Raw genomic sequence first — 15,246 nt, forward strand, 5'->3', positions numbered from 1 at the left:
TCAGGTTCCTTGCGATGGCGGCTGCCGCTCGGGGTGCTCGAACAGCAGCACGGATTCCAGGTGCGACGTGTGCACGAACATGTCGGCGACCGCCGCACGTACGATACGGTATCCACCATGCACGAGACGTGCCGCATCGCGTGCCAGCGTGGCCGGATCGCAGGCGATATAGACCACGCATGGTACCGGATGTGCCGTCAGCGCCTGACAGACTGCCTCGGCACCCTCGCGCGGCGGATCGAGCAACACGGCCCGGGGAGCGTGCGCGTCGAGCAGCGCCGAAACCGCGGCGACCTCGCCCAGGTCGGCCTGCTCGGCGGCCAGCGTCAGGCCGTTGTCGCGGGCATTGTCGGCCAGGCGGCTCACCATCGTCGGGTGCCCTTCGATGGCCGTGACTCGGCCACCGTCGGCCGCCAACGGCAGACTGAAGTTGCCAATGCCGGCATAGAGATCGAGCACGAACTGCCCGGCGTACGGTGCCAGCCAGTCGCGCACCGTGGCCACCAGGTGTCGGTTCACGGCGGCGTTGACCTGGACGAAATCTCCGGGTGCGAAGCCTAGCCGCAATGGTGCATCGCTCGAGCCTCCGGGCAGCGCATAGTGCAACGACGGCGACGGCGTCAGCCAGGCGAACGTCGGGCTCTCGCGCCCCAGCCAGTGACCGACGGCAACGCCATGGGCTTCGCCGAAGGCCTGCCAGCGTTCGCGATCCGTCACCGACTCGCGCAGTTGGCGGACCACCACTGCCGCACCGCCGTCACTGTCGATCAACTCCACATGGCCGACGCGTCGCGGCACTTCGAGGCTCTCCAGCAGCGCGCGCAGCGGGCCAAGTAGCGCGTCGAGTCGCGGCACCAGAACGGGGCAGGTAGCGATATCCACCAGGCGGCTGGAATGACGTTCGCGAAAGCCCAAGCGAAGCCGGCCTTCGCCGTCCACCTTGACCCCCAGCCGGGCCCGCCGACGATAGGCAGTGACCGGCTCGGCCAGCAGCGCTGGCGCCTCATCCAGAGGCACGCCCTCGCGTGCCAGCAGCTCGCCGAGCACCGCCTGCTTGTGCGCACGCTGCCCTTCCACCGAGAGATGCTGAAGATCGCAGCCACCGCAGTGTGCGTAATGAGGGCAGGGAGGCGCGGCGCGCTGAGCCGAGGCTTCGAGCAACGTTCGGACGTGCCCCTCGTCGTAGCGCTTGCGAGCACGATGCACGGCCACTTCGACCCGCTCGCCGGGCAAGGCTCCCGCCACGAACAATGCCTTGCCATCGGCGGCATGAGCCAGCCCGCGTCCATCATGGGCCAGGCGTTCGATGACCACCGCGGCGCCGTCCTCACCGCCCGCAGGCGGTGACGTCGCTTGACGTTGCAGGCCGGAAACGCCGCTGCGCCGCCGATTCGGGCGGCGCTTGCCGAGCATGGCCACCTCAGGCCTCCGGGGCGAACAGGCCGGTGGAGAGGTAACGGTCGCCGCGATCGCAGACGATGAACACGATGACTGCATTCTCGACCGCCTCGGCGACGCGCAGCGCGCCGGCGAGAGCGCCACCGGAGGAAACGCCGGCCAGAATGCCCTCCTCCCGGGCCAGCCGACGCATGTGCTCTTCGGCCTCTCGCTGGCCGATGTCGAGCACCCGATCGACCCGCGGCGGCTCGTAGATACGCGGCATATACGCCTCTGGCCAACGCCGAATGCCGGCGATGCTGGCACCGTCTTCCGGCTGCAGACCGACGACCTCCACGGCGGGATTGCGCTCCTTGAGGTAGCGCGACACGCCCATGATGGTACCCGTGGTGCCCATCGAGCTGACGAAATGCGTAATTCGCCCAGCGGTCTGTTCCCATATCTCCGGCCCGGTACCCTGGTAGTGGGCCAGCGGATTGTCGGGGTTGGCGAACTGGTCGAGCCGCTTGCCATCGCCGCGCGCGATCATCGCCTCGGCCAGGTCGCGCGCTTCCTCCATGCCCCCCGCCTTGCTGACGCTGACCAGCTGGGCCCCGAAGGCCGCCATGGCCTGCTTGCGCTCGCTCGAGGCGCTCTCGGGCATGATCAGCACCATGCGATACCCCTTGATCGCGGCGGCCATGGCAAGCGCAATGCCGGTATTGCCGGAGGTCGCCTCGACCAGAGTATCGCCTGGTGCGATGTCGCCGCGCGCTTCGGCCTGCTCGAGCATGGAGAGCGCCGGCCGATCTTTCACCGACCCGGCGGGATTGTTGCCCTCGAGTTTGGCCAGCAGGGTATTGCCGCGCCCGGCCGAGATGCGCTTGAGCCGTACCAGCGGCGTATGGCCGATGACTGTCTCGATGGTGGGGAAAGACATGCAACCGTCCTTAGGAAAAGGTCATCTCTTCATTATATCCGGGGGACCAGCCACTGGACAGGCTAGCCGCTTGGCTGTGGCATACTGAGACGAATCACCCACGTCCCGACCGAGGAAGCTGCGATGTCGCTCGGCAACCGTCTCGCCCTGTGGATTCTCTGCCTACCCCTGGCGGTATTGACGCTGGCAGCGGTACTGGCCCTGCATCAGGATACCCAGTGGCGCAAATCGGCCCTGCAAGAGCGACTCACCACGGCAGCCGAACTGCAGGCACCGCGCTTCGGCGAGGCCCTGAAAGCGGACGACGATGTGCGTCTGGAGAGGCTTGGCCATCAGTTGCTGGAGCTCGAAGAGACCCGGCATATCGGCATCCACGATCCCACGGGCGCTCCCGTGATGACGCTGGGTTCGCGGGGCGAGCCGTTCACCCCACCGCCATCGATGCAACGCCAGCTTGACGGCGAGGATGACATCTGGCGCCTCGTCCTGCCACTCGTCGGCACTTCCGACCGGAGCGGCGCCAGCCCGGTCGGCTGGCTGACACTGGACATCGACACGCAACGCCTGACCCTCGCCTTCTATCGTCACCTGGCCAGTGCCGGGCTGGGCCTGTTGGTGATCGGTCTGCTGCTGTTCGTGCTCGGCGCCACTCTGGGGCGACGTCTCGATGGCCGCCTACAGGACGCCAGCGAAGCGCTGCATCGGCTCGCCAAGGGCAGCCACCACCCCCGCCTCGACACCGACCAGGGGCCTCCCGAGCTGGACCGCCTGGCCCGGCGCATCAACGCCCTGGGCACGACCCTGGAGCAGTCCCGCGATGACATGCAACGCCAGATCGAGCAGACCACCTCCGAACTACAAGAGTCGATGGAAACCATCGAGGTCAAGAACATCGAGCTCGACCTGGCGCACCGCCAGGCCCTGGAGGCAAGCCGCGTCAAGTCGGAGTTTCTGGCCAGCATGAGCCACGAGATCCGCACGCCACTCAACGGCATCGTCGGTTTCTGTCGCCTGCTGGGTCGCTCACGTCTGGATCCCCGCCAGCGGGAATGGCTCGACCAAGTGCAAGTGGCCTGCGACAACCTGCTCGCCCTGGTCAACGACGTACTGGACTTCTCGCGCCTCGAGTCGGGGCAATTGGAGCTGGAGCGTGCCGACATCGACATGGTGACGCTGGTCGACGAGGTGCTGGGACTGCAGGCACCGCTCGCTCACCAGAAACATCTGGAACTGCTCGGGCTGGTCTACGATGACGTGCCCCGCTCGCTGCGCGGTGACCCGCTGCGCATTCGCCAAGTGCTCACCAACCTGGTGCACAACGCCCTGAAGTTCACCGAACGCGGCGAGGTCATCGTGCGAGTGATGGTCGAGGCGCAAACGCCCAACGACCAGACCACGCTACATATCAGCGTCAGCGACACCGGCATCGGCCTGGCGCGCAACCAGCAACGCGAACTCTTCCAGGCTTTTCGTCAGGCGACCCCTGGGCATACCCGGCAATATGGCGGTTCGGGGCTGGGCCTGGCCATCAGCCGCCAGCTTGTCGAGCAGATGGGCGGCGAGATGCAGGTAGAGAGCGAACCCGAGCAAGGCAGCACGTTCAGCTTCACGCTGCCACTGGAAAGCCTGGGCGATGACGCTCCGGCACCCGAACGGCTGTTCAACGGGGAGCGCATTGCCCTACTCGAGCCCCATGCACCGACTCGCTTTGCCCTGCACCATTTACTGAGCGCTTGGGGCGCCCAGGTCGTCGAGACATCCCACCTTGGCAACGACGAGCCTCCGCCGGCCCTGGCGGTCGCCGCGCTGCCGTCACCGTTGACGCCAACGACCCAGCGGCAGTGGCAAACTCAGTTGGCGGCCTGTCGCCATCCGGTGCTGCTGCTGGTCAATGCCAGTCCCCTGGAGCTCCCCGAGCTCAACCTTCCCGAACGCAGCGAAATGCTATGCAAGCCGCTGGCTCGGCACCACCTCGCCGCAGCCCTCAGACGCCTGGTCGAAGACACCGTACCCACGGCCCAGGTCGGACAGTCTCCGCGCCTGCTGGTGGTTGACGACAACGCCAGCAACCGCCGCCTGCTGCGCGAGATGCTGGCTCGCCCCGGCCTGATCGTGGAAGAAGCCGCCAGTGGCGAGGAGGCCCAGGCCCTGGCGGAGAGCGAGCGCTTCGACCTGGTGCTGATGGATATTCGCATGCCGGGAATGGACGGTATCGAAACCACCCAGGCTCTGCGGCGCCTGGGCGGCGGCTGGTCGCAATGCCCCGTGATCGCCGTCACCGCCCATGCTCTCGAACCGGACCGCCAACGCCTGCGTGACGCCGGCCTGCAGGACGTGCTCATCAAACCGGTAGACAACTTCCAGCTGGAAACGCTGTTGCGCCGCCACTTATCGGCATTGCCACCAAGCGAAAACCCGGAAAGCGACAGCGTGCCAGCCGAAGCCCCCGCCAGCGAATCGCTCGACGTGGTGGACCTGGCACTCGGCACACGGCTCGCCAACGGCAGCGAAAGCCTGGCCCGCGAACTGTTGAACGAGCTGGTCCACTCACTACCGGAAAGCAAACGGGCAATCAGCGACGCCCTGGCCAGTGGCGACGAGGAAGCCTTGCTCGATACGGTGCACGCCCTCAACGGTGCTTGCCGCTACTGCGGTGCGCCCGAACTGGCACTGATCGCCGAGACCCTGGAAACGCGCTTGCGCTCGCGGGGAATGGCCGCCATCGATGGCCTGGTCACGTCACTGTTCGACGCCATGGGGCGCCTGCTCGACTGGCATGCTGCCGAACGCGGCGCTCAGCCCTCGAGCACCACCATGGCCAGCGCCAGCTCGGCCTCGTCGGAGAGCGACAGATGAATCGTCGTGATTCCGGCTGCCTGGGCGAGCTCGTGGGCCTTGCCGGAGAGCACCAGTGAGGGTCGACCCAAGGCATCGTTGACCACCTGGAGTTCGCTCCAGCGCATGCCGCGACGCATCCCCGTACCCAGCGCCTTGACGAAGGCCTCCTTGGCGGCAAAGCGCTTGGCCAGATAGCCGGCGGCCTGAGGGTGACCGTTGTAACGGTCGAACTCGGCCTCGCTGAGCAACCGCCGCGCAAAGCGCGGGCCATGGCGTACCATGCCCGCCTGGAAGCGTGCCACTCGGGCGATGTCGGTACCGATACCGATGATCATGGTCAGTGGTCGTGCTCGTCATCATGGGCTTCGATGGCAGCCACCAGTCCCGCTTCCTGGCCGGCAACGATCAGCCGTTTCATCTCTGCCACCGCTTCCTTGAGACCTACGAACAGCGCTCGGGCGATGATCGCGTGCCCGATGTTGAGTTCGTTGATGCCGGGAACGGCAGCCACGGCCTCGACGTTATGATAGTGCAAACCATGCCCGGCGTTGACGATAAGGCCCAGCGTCAGCGCTCGTTCGGCGGCGCGACACAGCCGCGCGTATTCGTGCCGCGCCGTCTCGCCCGTCGCCTCGGCATAGGCGCCGGTATGCAGCTCGATCGCCGGCGCCCCCGCCTTCACCGCCGCCTCGATCTGTGCCGGCACCGGGTCGATGAACAGCGACACCTCGCAACCCGCAGCAGCCAGCCGCCGACAGGCATCGGACACAACACCGAGACCGCCGGCGACGTCGAGCCCCCCTTCGGTAGTCAGCTCCTCACGCTTCTCGGGCACCAGGCAAACATGTGCCGGGCGAACCTGCTCGGCCAGCGCGACCATCTCTTCGGTGACCGCCATTTCCAGATTCATGCGAGTATTCAGCGTCTCCGCCAGCAAGCGCACGTCGCGCTCTTGAATATGGCGACGATCCTCACGCAGATGAAGGGTGATGCCATCGGCGCCGGCTTCCTCGGCCAGCAGCGCGCCCTGGATCGGATCGGGATAGCGCGTGCCACGGGCCTGGCGCAGCGTGGCGATATGATCGATATTGACGCCGAGCAGAATGCGAGGGGGATGCATGGAGGTCTCCAGAATACGAAGGGCAAGGGATCGAGGGACAAGGGTAAAGCGATAAGCTGGAAGCTGGAAAGGCAGCCTGTTGCCAGCCCCCCGTATCAAGGTCTTTCTTCTCGCTTCGAGCTCGAGGCTTACAGCTACCGACGAGGCCGGATCGTTTTTCCTTTCAGCTTCAGTTTTATGGCTTCAAACTCCCGACCGGCGAGTCCGGGAGGCCGCGAGACGCTGCATCAGCTCACGGGAGCGCAACGGTCGGGCACCGAGCAGCGGAGCAAGCGCTGCCCGCGTCACTGCCTTGGCCGGGCCGGCAAGCCCTGGCTCATCCCAGCCGCCGCTAGCCAGCAAGCGTAGGGTCCGGCCGTCGAGTCCCGGTTGGCCAGCCACGAAAGTACGGGTGGTGGCATCGAAACGATAGCAGCCCTGCAAATCGAGCTCGCCGCCCTGCGGATCGGTGAAATGCGGTGCGGCATCCAGCGCTTCGAGAAGCGCCACTTCCAGACGGCGCAGCCCCGGCGCCCGAGCCTCGGGCCGGGGCAACGCTTCCAGCAATGCCGTGTAATGGGCGAAGACCTCGGCCACCGGCAACTCCAGAGGCAATGCCCGGGTCAGTAGCTCATTGGCATAGAGCCCGCAAAGCAGGCCTTCGCCGGCCAGCATCGCCGCCGCCCCACCGCTCTCCATCAACCGCAGCCGCTTGAGCTCGCCCTCGCCCACCCAGGTGACGTGCAGCGGAGCGAACGGCTGCAGCCGGCCTCGGGAGCGACTCCCCGGGCGCTGCACGCCCTGGGCCACGGCCCGTACACGGCCATGGTTCAGCGTGATCAGATCCACCAGGGCGCTGGTTTCGCGATAGGGACGCTTGTGCAGCAGAAAGGCGGGTTCGGGCGTCATCAGGAGCCGTCCATTGCGACGAGGGCGAAGCTCGAAGTCGCTAGTCTAGGTCATACCCCAGACTCTTCAACGCCCGCTCATTGTCCGACCAACCACGCTTCACCTTGACCCACAGGTTGAGCATCACCTTGGCACCGAGCAGGCGCTCCATCTCGAGGCGGGCCTCGCGACCGATGCTCTTGATGCGCTCGCCGCTATCACCGATGAGGATCTTCTTCTGGCCGGCACGCTCGACCAGGATCAGGGCGCTGATGTGCACGACCTTCCCCTCGTCGCGAAACTCCTCGATCTCGACCGTCATCTGGTAAGGCAGCTCGTCGCCGAGCTGGCGCATGATCTTCTCGCGCACCAGTTCGGCGGCCAGGAAGCGCTGGCTCTTGTCGGTGATCTGGTCGTCCGGGAAGTGGTGCGGGCTCTCGGGCAGGCATTTCGCCACCTCTGCCTCGAGTTCGGGCACGTTGGTACCGTGCTTGGCCGAAATGGGAACGATGGCGGCAAAGTCGCGCCGCGCGCCCACGCTGTCGAGCCAGGGCAGCAGAGCGCGCTTGTCCTGCAGGCGATCGACCTTGTTGACGGCCAGGATCACCGGCGCCTCGACGTGCTCGAGACGCTCGAGCACCACCTGGTCCTCGTCGCTCCAGCGAGTGCGGTCGACGATGAACACCACGCAGTCGACGTCACGCAGCGCCTGGCTCGCCGCCTGGTTCATGAAGCGATTGATCGCCTTGTTGCGATCGCGGGTCTGAATGTGGATACCCGGGGTATCGACGTAGACGAACTGTGCCTCACCCTCGGTCTTGATGCCCATGACCTGGTGGCGCGTGGTCTGGGGCCGGCGCGAGGTGATCGACACCTTCTGGCCGAGGATGCGATTCATCAGGGTCGACTTGCCCACGTTGGGCCGGCCAACGATGGCCACGAAACCGCAGGTCTGACTCATGAAAGCCGCCCTCCGCGGGGGTCGAGACTCGCCAGCGCCTTGCCGGCAGCCTGCTGTTCGGCGTGTCGCCGGCTGGGCCCGGTCCCCAGGGTGCAGTCCTGGAGCAGCTCCACCTGACACTCGACGGTAAAGGTCTGATCGTGCGCCTCTCCTTCGACGGACACCACCTCGTAGCGCGGCAGAGCTGCCTGACGTGACTGCAGGAACTCCTGCAACCGGGTCTTGGGATCCTTCTGAGTGTCCTGAAGATCGATGGACTCCAGCCGCTCGGCGTACCAGGCCAGCACTCGGGCCCGGGCGGTGTCCATGCCGGCATCCAGGTAGATGGCACCGATCACGCCCTCGACGGCATCCGCGAGGATGGAGTCGCGACGGTGGCCACCGCTCTTCATCTCGCCGGAGCCGAGACGCAGGCACTCGCCGAAGGCCATCTCTCGCGCCAGTTCGGCCAGCGTCTGGCCGCGCACCAGGCGCGCGCGAAGACGCGACAGCTGGCCTTCCCGTGCCTGGGGAAAACGCTGATAGAGGGCCTCGGCAATGACGAAGTTGACGATGGAATCACCCAGAAACTCGAGTCGTTCATTGTTCTGGCCACCGAAACTGCGATGGGTCAGGGCCAGCTCCAGCAGTGAGATGTCGCTGAAGTCATGGCCGATCCGTCGGCTGAAGGGAATGAGAGAGTGGCTCACGAAGCTCCTGCTGTCTGCTGTTGATACGGCGTAATGCCATGTTGCCGATGCCGCACTGGCCCGAGGTCAATGAATCCGCCGTATGCTGGTGAAGCTGGGGAGCCCACCGTCCCAGTGCATCCACACGGCAAAGGCACGTCCCACGATGTTCTCTTCAGGCACGAATCCCCAGTAACGACTGTCGTTGGAATGATCGCGATTGTCGCCCATGGTGAAGTAGTGTCCCTCGGGCACCTCCACTTCGCGCACCCGCGGGCCGGGGGCTCGTGGATTATTGTAGATACGGTGACTGACCTCGCCCAGTTGCTCTTCCAGCAGCCACTCATCGGGCTCCCCCGCCGGCGCCGCATCCAGCATCTCCTTCGGCACCGGCTCGCCGTTGATGAAGAGCTGCTTGTCCTCATAGCGCACCACGTCACCGGGCAGACCCACCACGCGCTTGATGAAATTGACGGACGGCTCCTCGGGGAAGCGGAACACCATGACATCGCCCCGCTCGGGCTCGCCAACCTCGAGAAAGCGGGTATTGGTCACCGGCAGGCGCAGCCCGTAGGCATACTTGTTGACTAGGATGAAGTCGCCCACTTCCAGCGTGGGCCGCATCGAACCGGAGGGAATCTGGAACGGTTCGACGAGAAAGCTTCTCAGCAGAAGCACCACCAGCAGCACCGGAAAGAAGGAGCGAGCATAATCCACCGGCCAGGGCTCTTTGAGGGCCTTGGCACGGGCCGCCTCGCTGAGGCCCTCGGTGGCGCCGGCCTCGGCGGACTCCAGCCGACGCTGCCGAGCCGGGCGCCACCATACCCGGTCGAGCCCCCAGATCACCCCGGTGACGACGACCGCTACCACCAGCAGAAGAGAAAAATCCATGTTGCGTCAGTTCCTAGTCATTGACCTTGAGCACGGCGAGGAAGGCGTCCTGGGGGATCTCTACCCGGCCGACCTGCTTCATGCGCTTCTTGCCTGCCTTCTGCTTCTCGAGCAGCTTCTTCTTGCGCGTTACGTCACCGCCGTAGCACTTGGCCGTGACGTTCTTGCGCAGCGCCTTGACCGTGGAGCGCGCCACCACCTGACCGCCGATGGCCGCCTGGATCGCCACATCGAACATCTGACGCGGAATCAGCTCTTTCATCTTGTCGACCAGAGCGCGCCCGCGGAAGTGGGCGTGATCACGATGAATGATCACCGCCAGGGCATCGACGCGATCGCCGTTGATCAGCACGTCGAGGCGCACCAGCTTGGCGGCCTGAAAGCGCTCGAAGTTGTACTCCAACGACGCGTACCCCTTGGAGATCGACTTGAGACGATCGAAGAAGTCCATCACCACCTCGGACATCGGCAGCTCATAGGTAAGCTGGATCTGGCTGCCCAGGAACAGCATGTCGAGCTGGGTGCCGCGCCGCTGCTCGCACTCGGTGATGACGTTGCCGACGAACTCCTGGGGAACCAGGATGCTGGCCCGCACGACGGGCTCCCGCATCTCCTCCACGTCGGCCATGTCGGGCAGCTTGGAAGGATTGGCGACGTAGATGACCTCGCCGTTGTTCATCGCCAGTTCGTAAACCACGGTGGGCGCGGTGGTCAGCAGGTCCAGGTCGTACTCGCGCTCGAGCCGCTCCTGGATGATCTCCATGTGTAGCGTACCGAGGAAGCCGACGCGAAAACCGAAGCCCAGCGCATCGGAATTTTCCGGCTCGTAGTCGAGGGAGGCATCGTTGAGCGCCAGCTTCTCCAGGGCGTCGCGGAAGTCCTCGTAGTCGTCGGCACTGACCGGAAACATCCCGGCATAGACTTGCGGCTTGACCTTCTGGAAACCGGGCAGGCGCGGCACGTCCGGCGTCTTGGCATGGGTGATGGTATCCCCCACCGGCGCCCCGTGGATGTCCTTGATACCGGCCACCACGAAGCCCACTTCCCCGGCGCGCAGGATGCCGGTTTCACGCCGCAGCGGCGTGAAGATGCCCACCTCGTTGGCCTGCCAGTCGCCGCCGGTGGACTTGATGCGGATCTTGTCGCCTTTCTTCAGCGTGCCGTCGAACAACCGCACCAGCGAGACCACGCCCAGGTAGTTGTCGAACCAGGAATCGATGATCAGCGCCTGCAGTGGCGAGGCGGGGTCGCCCTTGGGCGGCGGGATATCGCGCACCAGGCGCTCGAGCAAGGCGTCGATGCCCATGCCGCTCTTGGCCGACACCTGGCAGGCGTCGGTGGCGTCCAGACCGATGATCTCCTCGATCTCGTGCGAGACCTTGTCGGGGTCGGCCTGAGGCAGATCCATCTTGTTGAGCACCGGCAGCACCTCGAGCCCCTGCTCGATCGCCGTGTAGCAGTTGGCCACCGACTGCGCCTCGACCCCCTGGCCGGCGTCGACCACCAGCAGCGCTCCCTCGCAGGCGTAGAGCGACCGCGAGACCTCGTAGGAGAAGTCGACGTGTCCGGGGGTATCGATGAAGTTGAGCTGGTAGACGTTGCCGTCCTGCGCGTGATAGTCGAGCGTGACCGACTGCGCCTTGATGGTGATGCCGCGCTCGCGCTCGAGATCCATCGAATCGAGCACCTGCTCCTTGAGCTCGCGCTCGGTCAACCCGCCGCAGGTCTGAATCAGGCGATCGGCCAGGGTGGACTTGCCATGGTCGATGTGGGCGATGATCGAGAAATTCCGTATGTGCTTCAGCTTGTCGTGGGTCTTTTCGTTGCTCATCTAGCCCGGTCCGATGTTCGGTACGCGCGCGTCATCGGCGGCCTGTCCACCACCGTACGCGTATCATGAGTTCGATGGCCGGTATTGTACCGGCATGGCACCGGGTTGGACAGCGCAGCCGGCCGATGCACACAGAGCAACGCCTCGCCGACTAAGCGGCGAGGCGTTGCTGGAACGCGGTTGCGATCGTAGGGATCAGTTCATTCCTGCCCCACCCGCAAGGCGACGAACATCGAGCGCCCGTCGCGGTAGAGGCGTACCGGCACGGCCCGGTCCGAGGGCAGCGAACTCACCATCTCGGCCAGTTGCTCGGGCCCTTCCACCCTACGGTGGTCGAGACCGACGATGACGTCTCCCGGGCGGATTCCAGCGGCTGCGGCGGCGCCACGCGGATCGACGTCGCTTACCAGAACGCCGGCTTCGACACCCAGTTGCTCGCGCTCGTCATCGCTCAGTGCGTCCACGGCGATACCCAAACGCGCCTGAGCGCTGGGTTCGCTGCGGCTGCCGGACGCCGTGGTTTCGTTTTCGGGCCAGTCACCGATGGTGATCCGCTCGGTGATCTCGCGGCCGTCGCGCATCACGGTCAGCTCCACCTCTTCGCCCGGGTCGATGCGACCGATCAAGCGCGGCAGGGTGCTCGAGCGATCGACTTCCTCGCCGTCCACTTCGAGGATGACATCGCCAGCCTCAAGGCCATCCCGCGCCGCCGGGCCTTCCGGGTCGAGATCGGCGATCAGCGCCCCGCTGGCGCTCTCCATGCCGAAGGACTCGGCCAGATCGCGCGACACCGGCTGAATCATCACCCCCAGCCAGCCGCGGCTGACTCGCCCGTCGTCACGCAGTTGATCGGCCACGTCCATGGCCACGTTGATGGGAATGGCGAAGGAAAGCCCCATGAACCCGCCGCTGCGGGTGAATATCTGCGAATTGATGCCAACCACTTCGCCATCGAGGTTGAACAACGGCCCGCCCGAATTGCCGGGATTGATCGCCACGTCGGTCTGGATGAAGGGGACGTAGGCATCGCGCGGCAGCGTGCGGTTGATGGCGCTGATGATGCCCGCCGTGACCGAGTGGTCGAAACCGAACGGCGAACCGATGGCGGCCACCCATTGGCCGACCTCGAGTTGCTCGGAGTCGCCGGTACGCAACGTCGGCAGGTCCGACGCATCGACCTTGAGCACCGCCACGTCCGTTCGCTCGTCGGCACCGACCAGCTCGGCCTCCAGTTCGCGGCGGTCGTTGAGGCGTACCAGGATCTCGTCGGCGTCCTTGACCACATGGGCATTGGTCATGATGTAGCCGTCGTCACTGATGATGAAGCCCGAACCGAGCGACTGGCGCTCCTCTCTGTGGCCAGGGCCGCTACCGCCCGGCGGCATGGGAAAACGGTCGCCGAAGAAGTGGCGGAAGATCTCGGGAATCTCCTGCCCACCAAAACCCTGGAAGGGGTCGCGGCGCTCGATGGTCCGCGAGGTGGATATGTTGACCACCCCCGGGGCGGCCTCTTCCACCAGTTCAGTGAAATCCGGCAATCCCTCGCGTGCCATGGCCGACTGCCAACCCAGCAGCAGCGTGGCCAGCAAGAACCACAGGGAAAGGTGTCGCGTCATAGGCTTCATGAAAAGCTCCTGCGTCAGCTCGTTCTATTGGCAAGCAGGCCAGTGATGGTAAACCGGCCTTGTCAGCCCATCGGTTTTAACGCCAATCCACTTTCTCGCAACGATCCGTCGAATCCGACAGGTTGCTCGACAGAAATAACCATCTGCATCGAAAAAGGTTCACGCCACGGCCAACAATGCCGGCCAGCAGTGACGAACCTGTTCTTCTCGACTCGCTGCCCCCCTTCGCGGTTCCTTCATTCGGCGTTTTCGATCTCTTCCCAGGTCAGGTTCTCGGCCACGCGAATCAGCACCCGAACCGGCAGCTCTCCCATCACCACCACCTGCAGGGGTTGCCCCGCCCGCTCCAGGTGGCGCACCACGGCCATCGAGACTCCAAGGCGGTGCAGGCCGGGCATCAGCCGCTTGCCCGTCTCACCGAGGGGCTCGACGAACAGGCTAAGAGTCGATAATCCATCGCTGTAGATACGGTGCCCGACCCGTGCTCCATGACGCTGGCTGAGCGTATCGACCGGCTGGGCGATGAACCCCTGCGGAAGCCAGCCTGGATGCCACTCCAGGGTCGGAGAGGGCCGCCGACGATCCATGATCACGTTGCCGTCATGGAGCTTTGGCCGCTGAAGTTCGGTGAACTGGAAGGTCTCGACCACCCGCCCCTGTTCATCGAGCAGTTGCTGCTTGAGCGGCAAGGCGGTGTCACGATCGAGCCAAACCCGATGACCATAGCGGTAATCGTCCAACGGCTCGATGTCGAGTCGCACCACGCGGCGATTGGCAATGCGCTCTTCGTCGCCGAGGCTGAGTCGGTAGAAGCGTTCCAGGTGACGGGCAATGCCGGTGGGTGACGCCGGCACCTCGGCCCCATCTTCGGTCCAGGTGAGTCGGCCGATGCGCCCACGCCGCTCGAAGATCATCGGTGGGCCATCCAGGAAACGGGCCACCTCACGCTCCACGCCATCCTGTACGTCATGGGAAAGCGCCACGGTACGCACGCCGTCGACGCTGATGCGCACGGCCCGCGCCTGGAACACGTAGCAATGGTTGGCCCATAGACTGCGCTCGAACCACTCCATGGGCGACTCGGGAGCGTCCCACTCGGCCACTGCCGCGCAGTCGAAGGTGTCAGCTTCGGTCTCTTCCTCGCTCGCCATCGCTCCCAGGGAGACCAGTGCCAGGCTCCCGAGCAGCGCCAGGCGCCACGCCGTGCGCCCGGCCCGCATCAGCGGGTACCCAGTGTCTCGCTACCGGATGCACGCAACAACGGCATCCAGGCATCGCCACTGCGATACGCGGCGCCTTCCGAATGACGGTCGAGGTAGGTTTGGAGCAAGCGCGCCTGCTCCAGATCGCCACTCGCCGACTGGCGCAGGCTAGGAGACGTGTCCAGCGGACGGTCGAAGCCAACGTCTGCCTGAGACAGGAACGAGGAGGCATTGCCGCTGGAGGGAGCGTTGCCGAAGAGCGACATGCCCACCTGCTCCGCCTGGCCGGACAGGGCGGGGAGAGAAAAGCTGCGCTCCCCGGACACCGTTTCGACCGAAGCCGGCGCTTCGGAAGCGGTATCGGCCAGGTCGTCGGCCTGCCCGCCACCGAAGCCGCTGCCGTTATAGAACTGTACGCCGCTGATGACCATCAAGGTCACCGCCGCGGCGACGCCAGCGCCGCGTGCCAGCGGTATCGAGCGACGCGGCGATGCAGCATGAGCCTGTCGCGCGGGAACCGGCTCCTCCTCGAGACGAGCAAGAATGCCCGCCGAGAGATCCGTGCTGACGTCGATGTCATGATCCCGTCGCAGCAGGCTACGCATCAAGTGATAGCGTCGCCAGGCTTCCGCTGCATCCGGCTCGTCCTCCAGGGATTTCAGTGCCCGGCGCAGCTCGAGATCATCACCTTCGCTGTCCATCAGGGCAGAAAGCGATTCCCGTGCATTCTGACTCATTCTTCACATCCTCACATCACAAGGCCGCTGCCTTGGCTTCGATGAATTCCCCGCTTTCCCTGCGCAGCGGGCATGTCACCACTCAAGGAAAGGAATAGCGGAAAACCGACCCGCTTCTCCTACCGATCACAGCTTCTGACGTCAAAGGCACGCAACAGTTCAGCAACCGTGCAAAAACATTGCACTGGA

The 15,246-nt window shown here is 65.1% G+C and carries 13 protein-coding genes; 1 reads left to right on the forward strand and 12 read right to left on the reverse strand.

Translation table 11 applies throughout. The features are described 5' to 3' along the window. On the reverse strand, positions 1 to 1,419 hold the full coding sequence (locus tag GFD32_RS10730; protein WP_163576527.1) for a TRAM domain-containing protein: 1,419 nt from the start codon (positions 1,417 to 1,419) through the stop codon (positions 1 to 3). 1 nt (position 1,420) lies between these two features. Then, positions 1,421 to 2,317 (reverse strand): cysteine synthase CysM, encoded by an 897-nt coding sequence (gene cysM, locus GFD32_RS10735; RefSeq protein ID WP_163576528.1) that lies wholly within the window; start codon positions 2,315 to 2,317, stop codon positions 1,421 to 1,423. 123 nt (positions 2,318 to 2,440) lie between these two features. Here cysM and GFD32_RS10740 point away from each other — a divergent pair, with 123 nt between their 5' ends. Next, a complete protein-coding gene (locus tag GFD32_RS10740; protein WP_163576529.1) occupies positions 2,441 to 5,173 on the forward strand; it encodes an ATP-binding protein in 2,733 nt (910 codons plus the stop codon). Here the strand turns inward: GFD32_RS10740 and GFD32_RS10745 are convergent. The 10 genes from GFD32_RS10745 to GFD32_RS10790 form a co-directional block, all read right to left on the reverse strand. Beyond that, positions 5,113 to 5,490 (reverse strand): holo-ACP synthase, encoded by a 378-nt coding sequence (locus tag GFD32_RS10745; RefSeq protein WP_163576530.1) that lies wholly within the window; start codon positions 5,488 to 5,490, stop codon positions 5,113 to 5,115. The two genes, GFD32_RS10740 and GFD32_RS10745, sit on opposite strands and share 61 nt — an antisense overlap. A gap of 2 nt (positions 5,491 to 5,492) precedes the next feature. Continuing rightward, positions 5,493 to 6,275 carry a pyridoxine 5'-phosphate synthase gene (gene pdxJ, locus GFD32_RS10750; protein WP_163576531.1) on the reverse strand — a complete coding sequence of 261 codons (783 nt, stop codon included), beginning with the start codon at positions 6,273 to 6,275 and terminating at the stop codon, positions 5,493 to 5,495. Between the two features lie 183 nt (positions 6,276 to 6,458). Continuing rightward, positions 6,459 to 7,163: a DNA repair protein RecO gene (recO, locus tag GFD32_RS10755; RefSeq protein ID WP_163576532.1), complete on the reverse strand. Its 705-nt coding sequence runs from the start codon at positions 7,161 to 7,163 to the stop codon at positions 6,459 to 6,461. 40 nt (positions 7,164 to 7,203) lie between these two features. Then, positions 7,204 to 8,103 carry a GTPase Era gene (gene era, locus GFD32_RS10760; RefSeq protein WP_163576533.1) on the reverse strand — a complete coding sequence of 300 codons (900 nt, stop codon included), beginning with the start codon at positions 8,101 to 8,103 and terminating at the stop codon, positions 7,204 to 7,206. After that, positions 8,100 to 8,792, reverse strand: coding sequence for a ribonuclease III (gene rnc / locus GFD32_RS10765; RefSeq protein WP_163576534.1), 693 nt, complete (start codon positions 8,790 to 8,792; stop codon positions 8,100 to 8,102). The genes era and rnc overlap by 4 nt, the downstream gene beginning before the upstream one ends. Positions 8,793 to 8,858: 66 nt before the next feature. Beyond that, a complete protein-coding gene (gene lepB / locus GFD32_RS10770; protein ID WP_163576535.1) occupies positions 8,859 to 9,662 on the reverse strand; it encodes a signal peptidase I in 804 nt (267 codons plus the stop codon). A gap of 13 nt (positions 9,663 to 9,675) precedes the next feature. After that, the gene (gene lepA / locus GFD32_RS10775; protein WP_163576536.1) at positions 9,676 to 11,493 is read right to left on the reverse strand and encodes a translation elongation factor 4; all 1,818 of its coding nucleotides are present in this window, start codon (positions 11,491 to 11,493) and stop codon (positions 9,676 to 9,678) included. A gap of 200 nt (positions 11,494 to 11,693) precedes the next feature. Next, complete coding sequence (locus GFD32_RS10780; RefSeq protein ID WP_163576537.1) at positions 11,694 to 13,118, reverse strand: DegQ family serine endoprotease; 1,425 nt, start codon at positions 13,116 to 13,118, stop codon at positions 11,694 to 11,696. A gap of 236 nt (positions 13,119 to 13,354) precedes the next feature. Beyond that, positions 13,355 to 14,338 (reverse strand): MucB/RseB C-terminal domain-containing protein, encoded by a 984-nt coding sequence (locus GFD32_RS10785; RefSeq protein WP_163576538.1) that lies wholly within the window; start codon positions 14,336 to 14,338, stop codon positions 13,355 to 13,357. Beyond that, positions 14,338 to 15,057, reverse strand: a complete 720-nt coding sequence (locus GFD32_RS10790) for a sigma-E factor negative regulatory protein (protein WP_163576539.1) — start codon at positions 15,055 to 15,057, stop codon at positions 14,338 to 14,340. Before GFD32_RS10790 ends, GFD32_RS10785 begins: the two co-directional genes overlap by 1 nt. Positions 15,058 to 15,246: the final 189 nt, after the last annotated feature.

This window comes from Halomonas faecis, assembly GCF_010993975.1.
GTDB classification, from domain to species: Bacteria; Pseudomonadota; Gammaproteobacteria; order Pseudomonadales; family Halomonadaceae; genus Halomonas; species Halomonas faecis.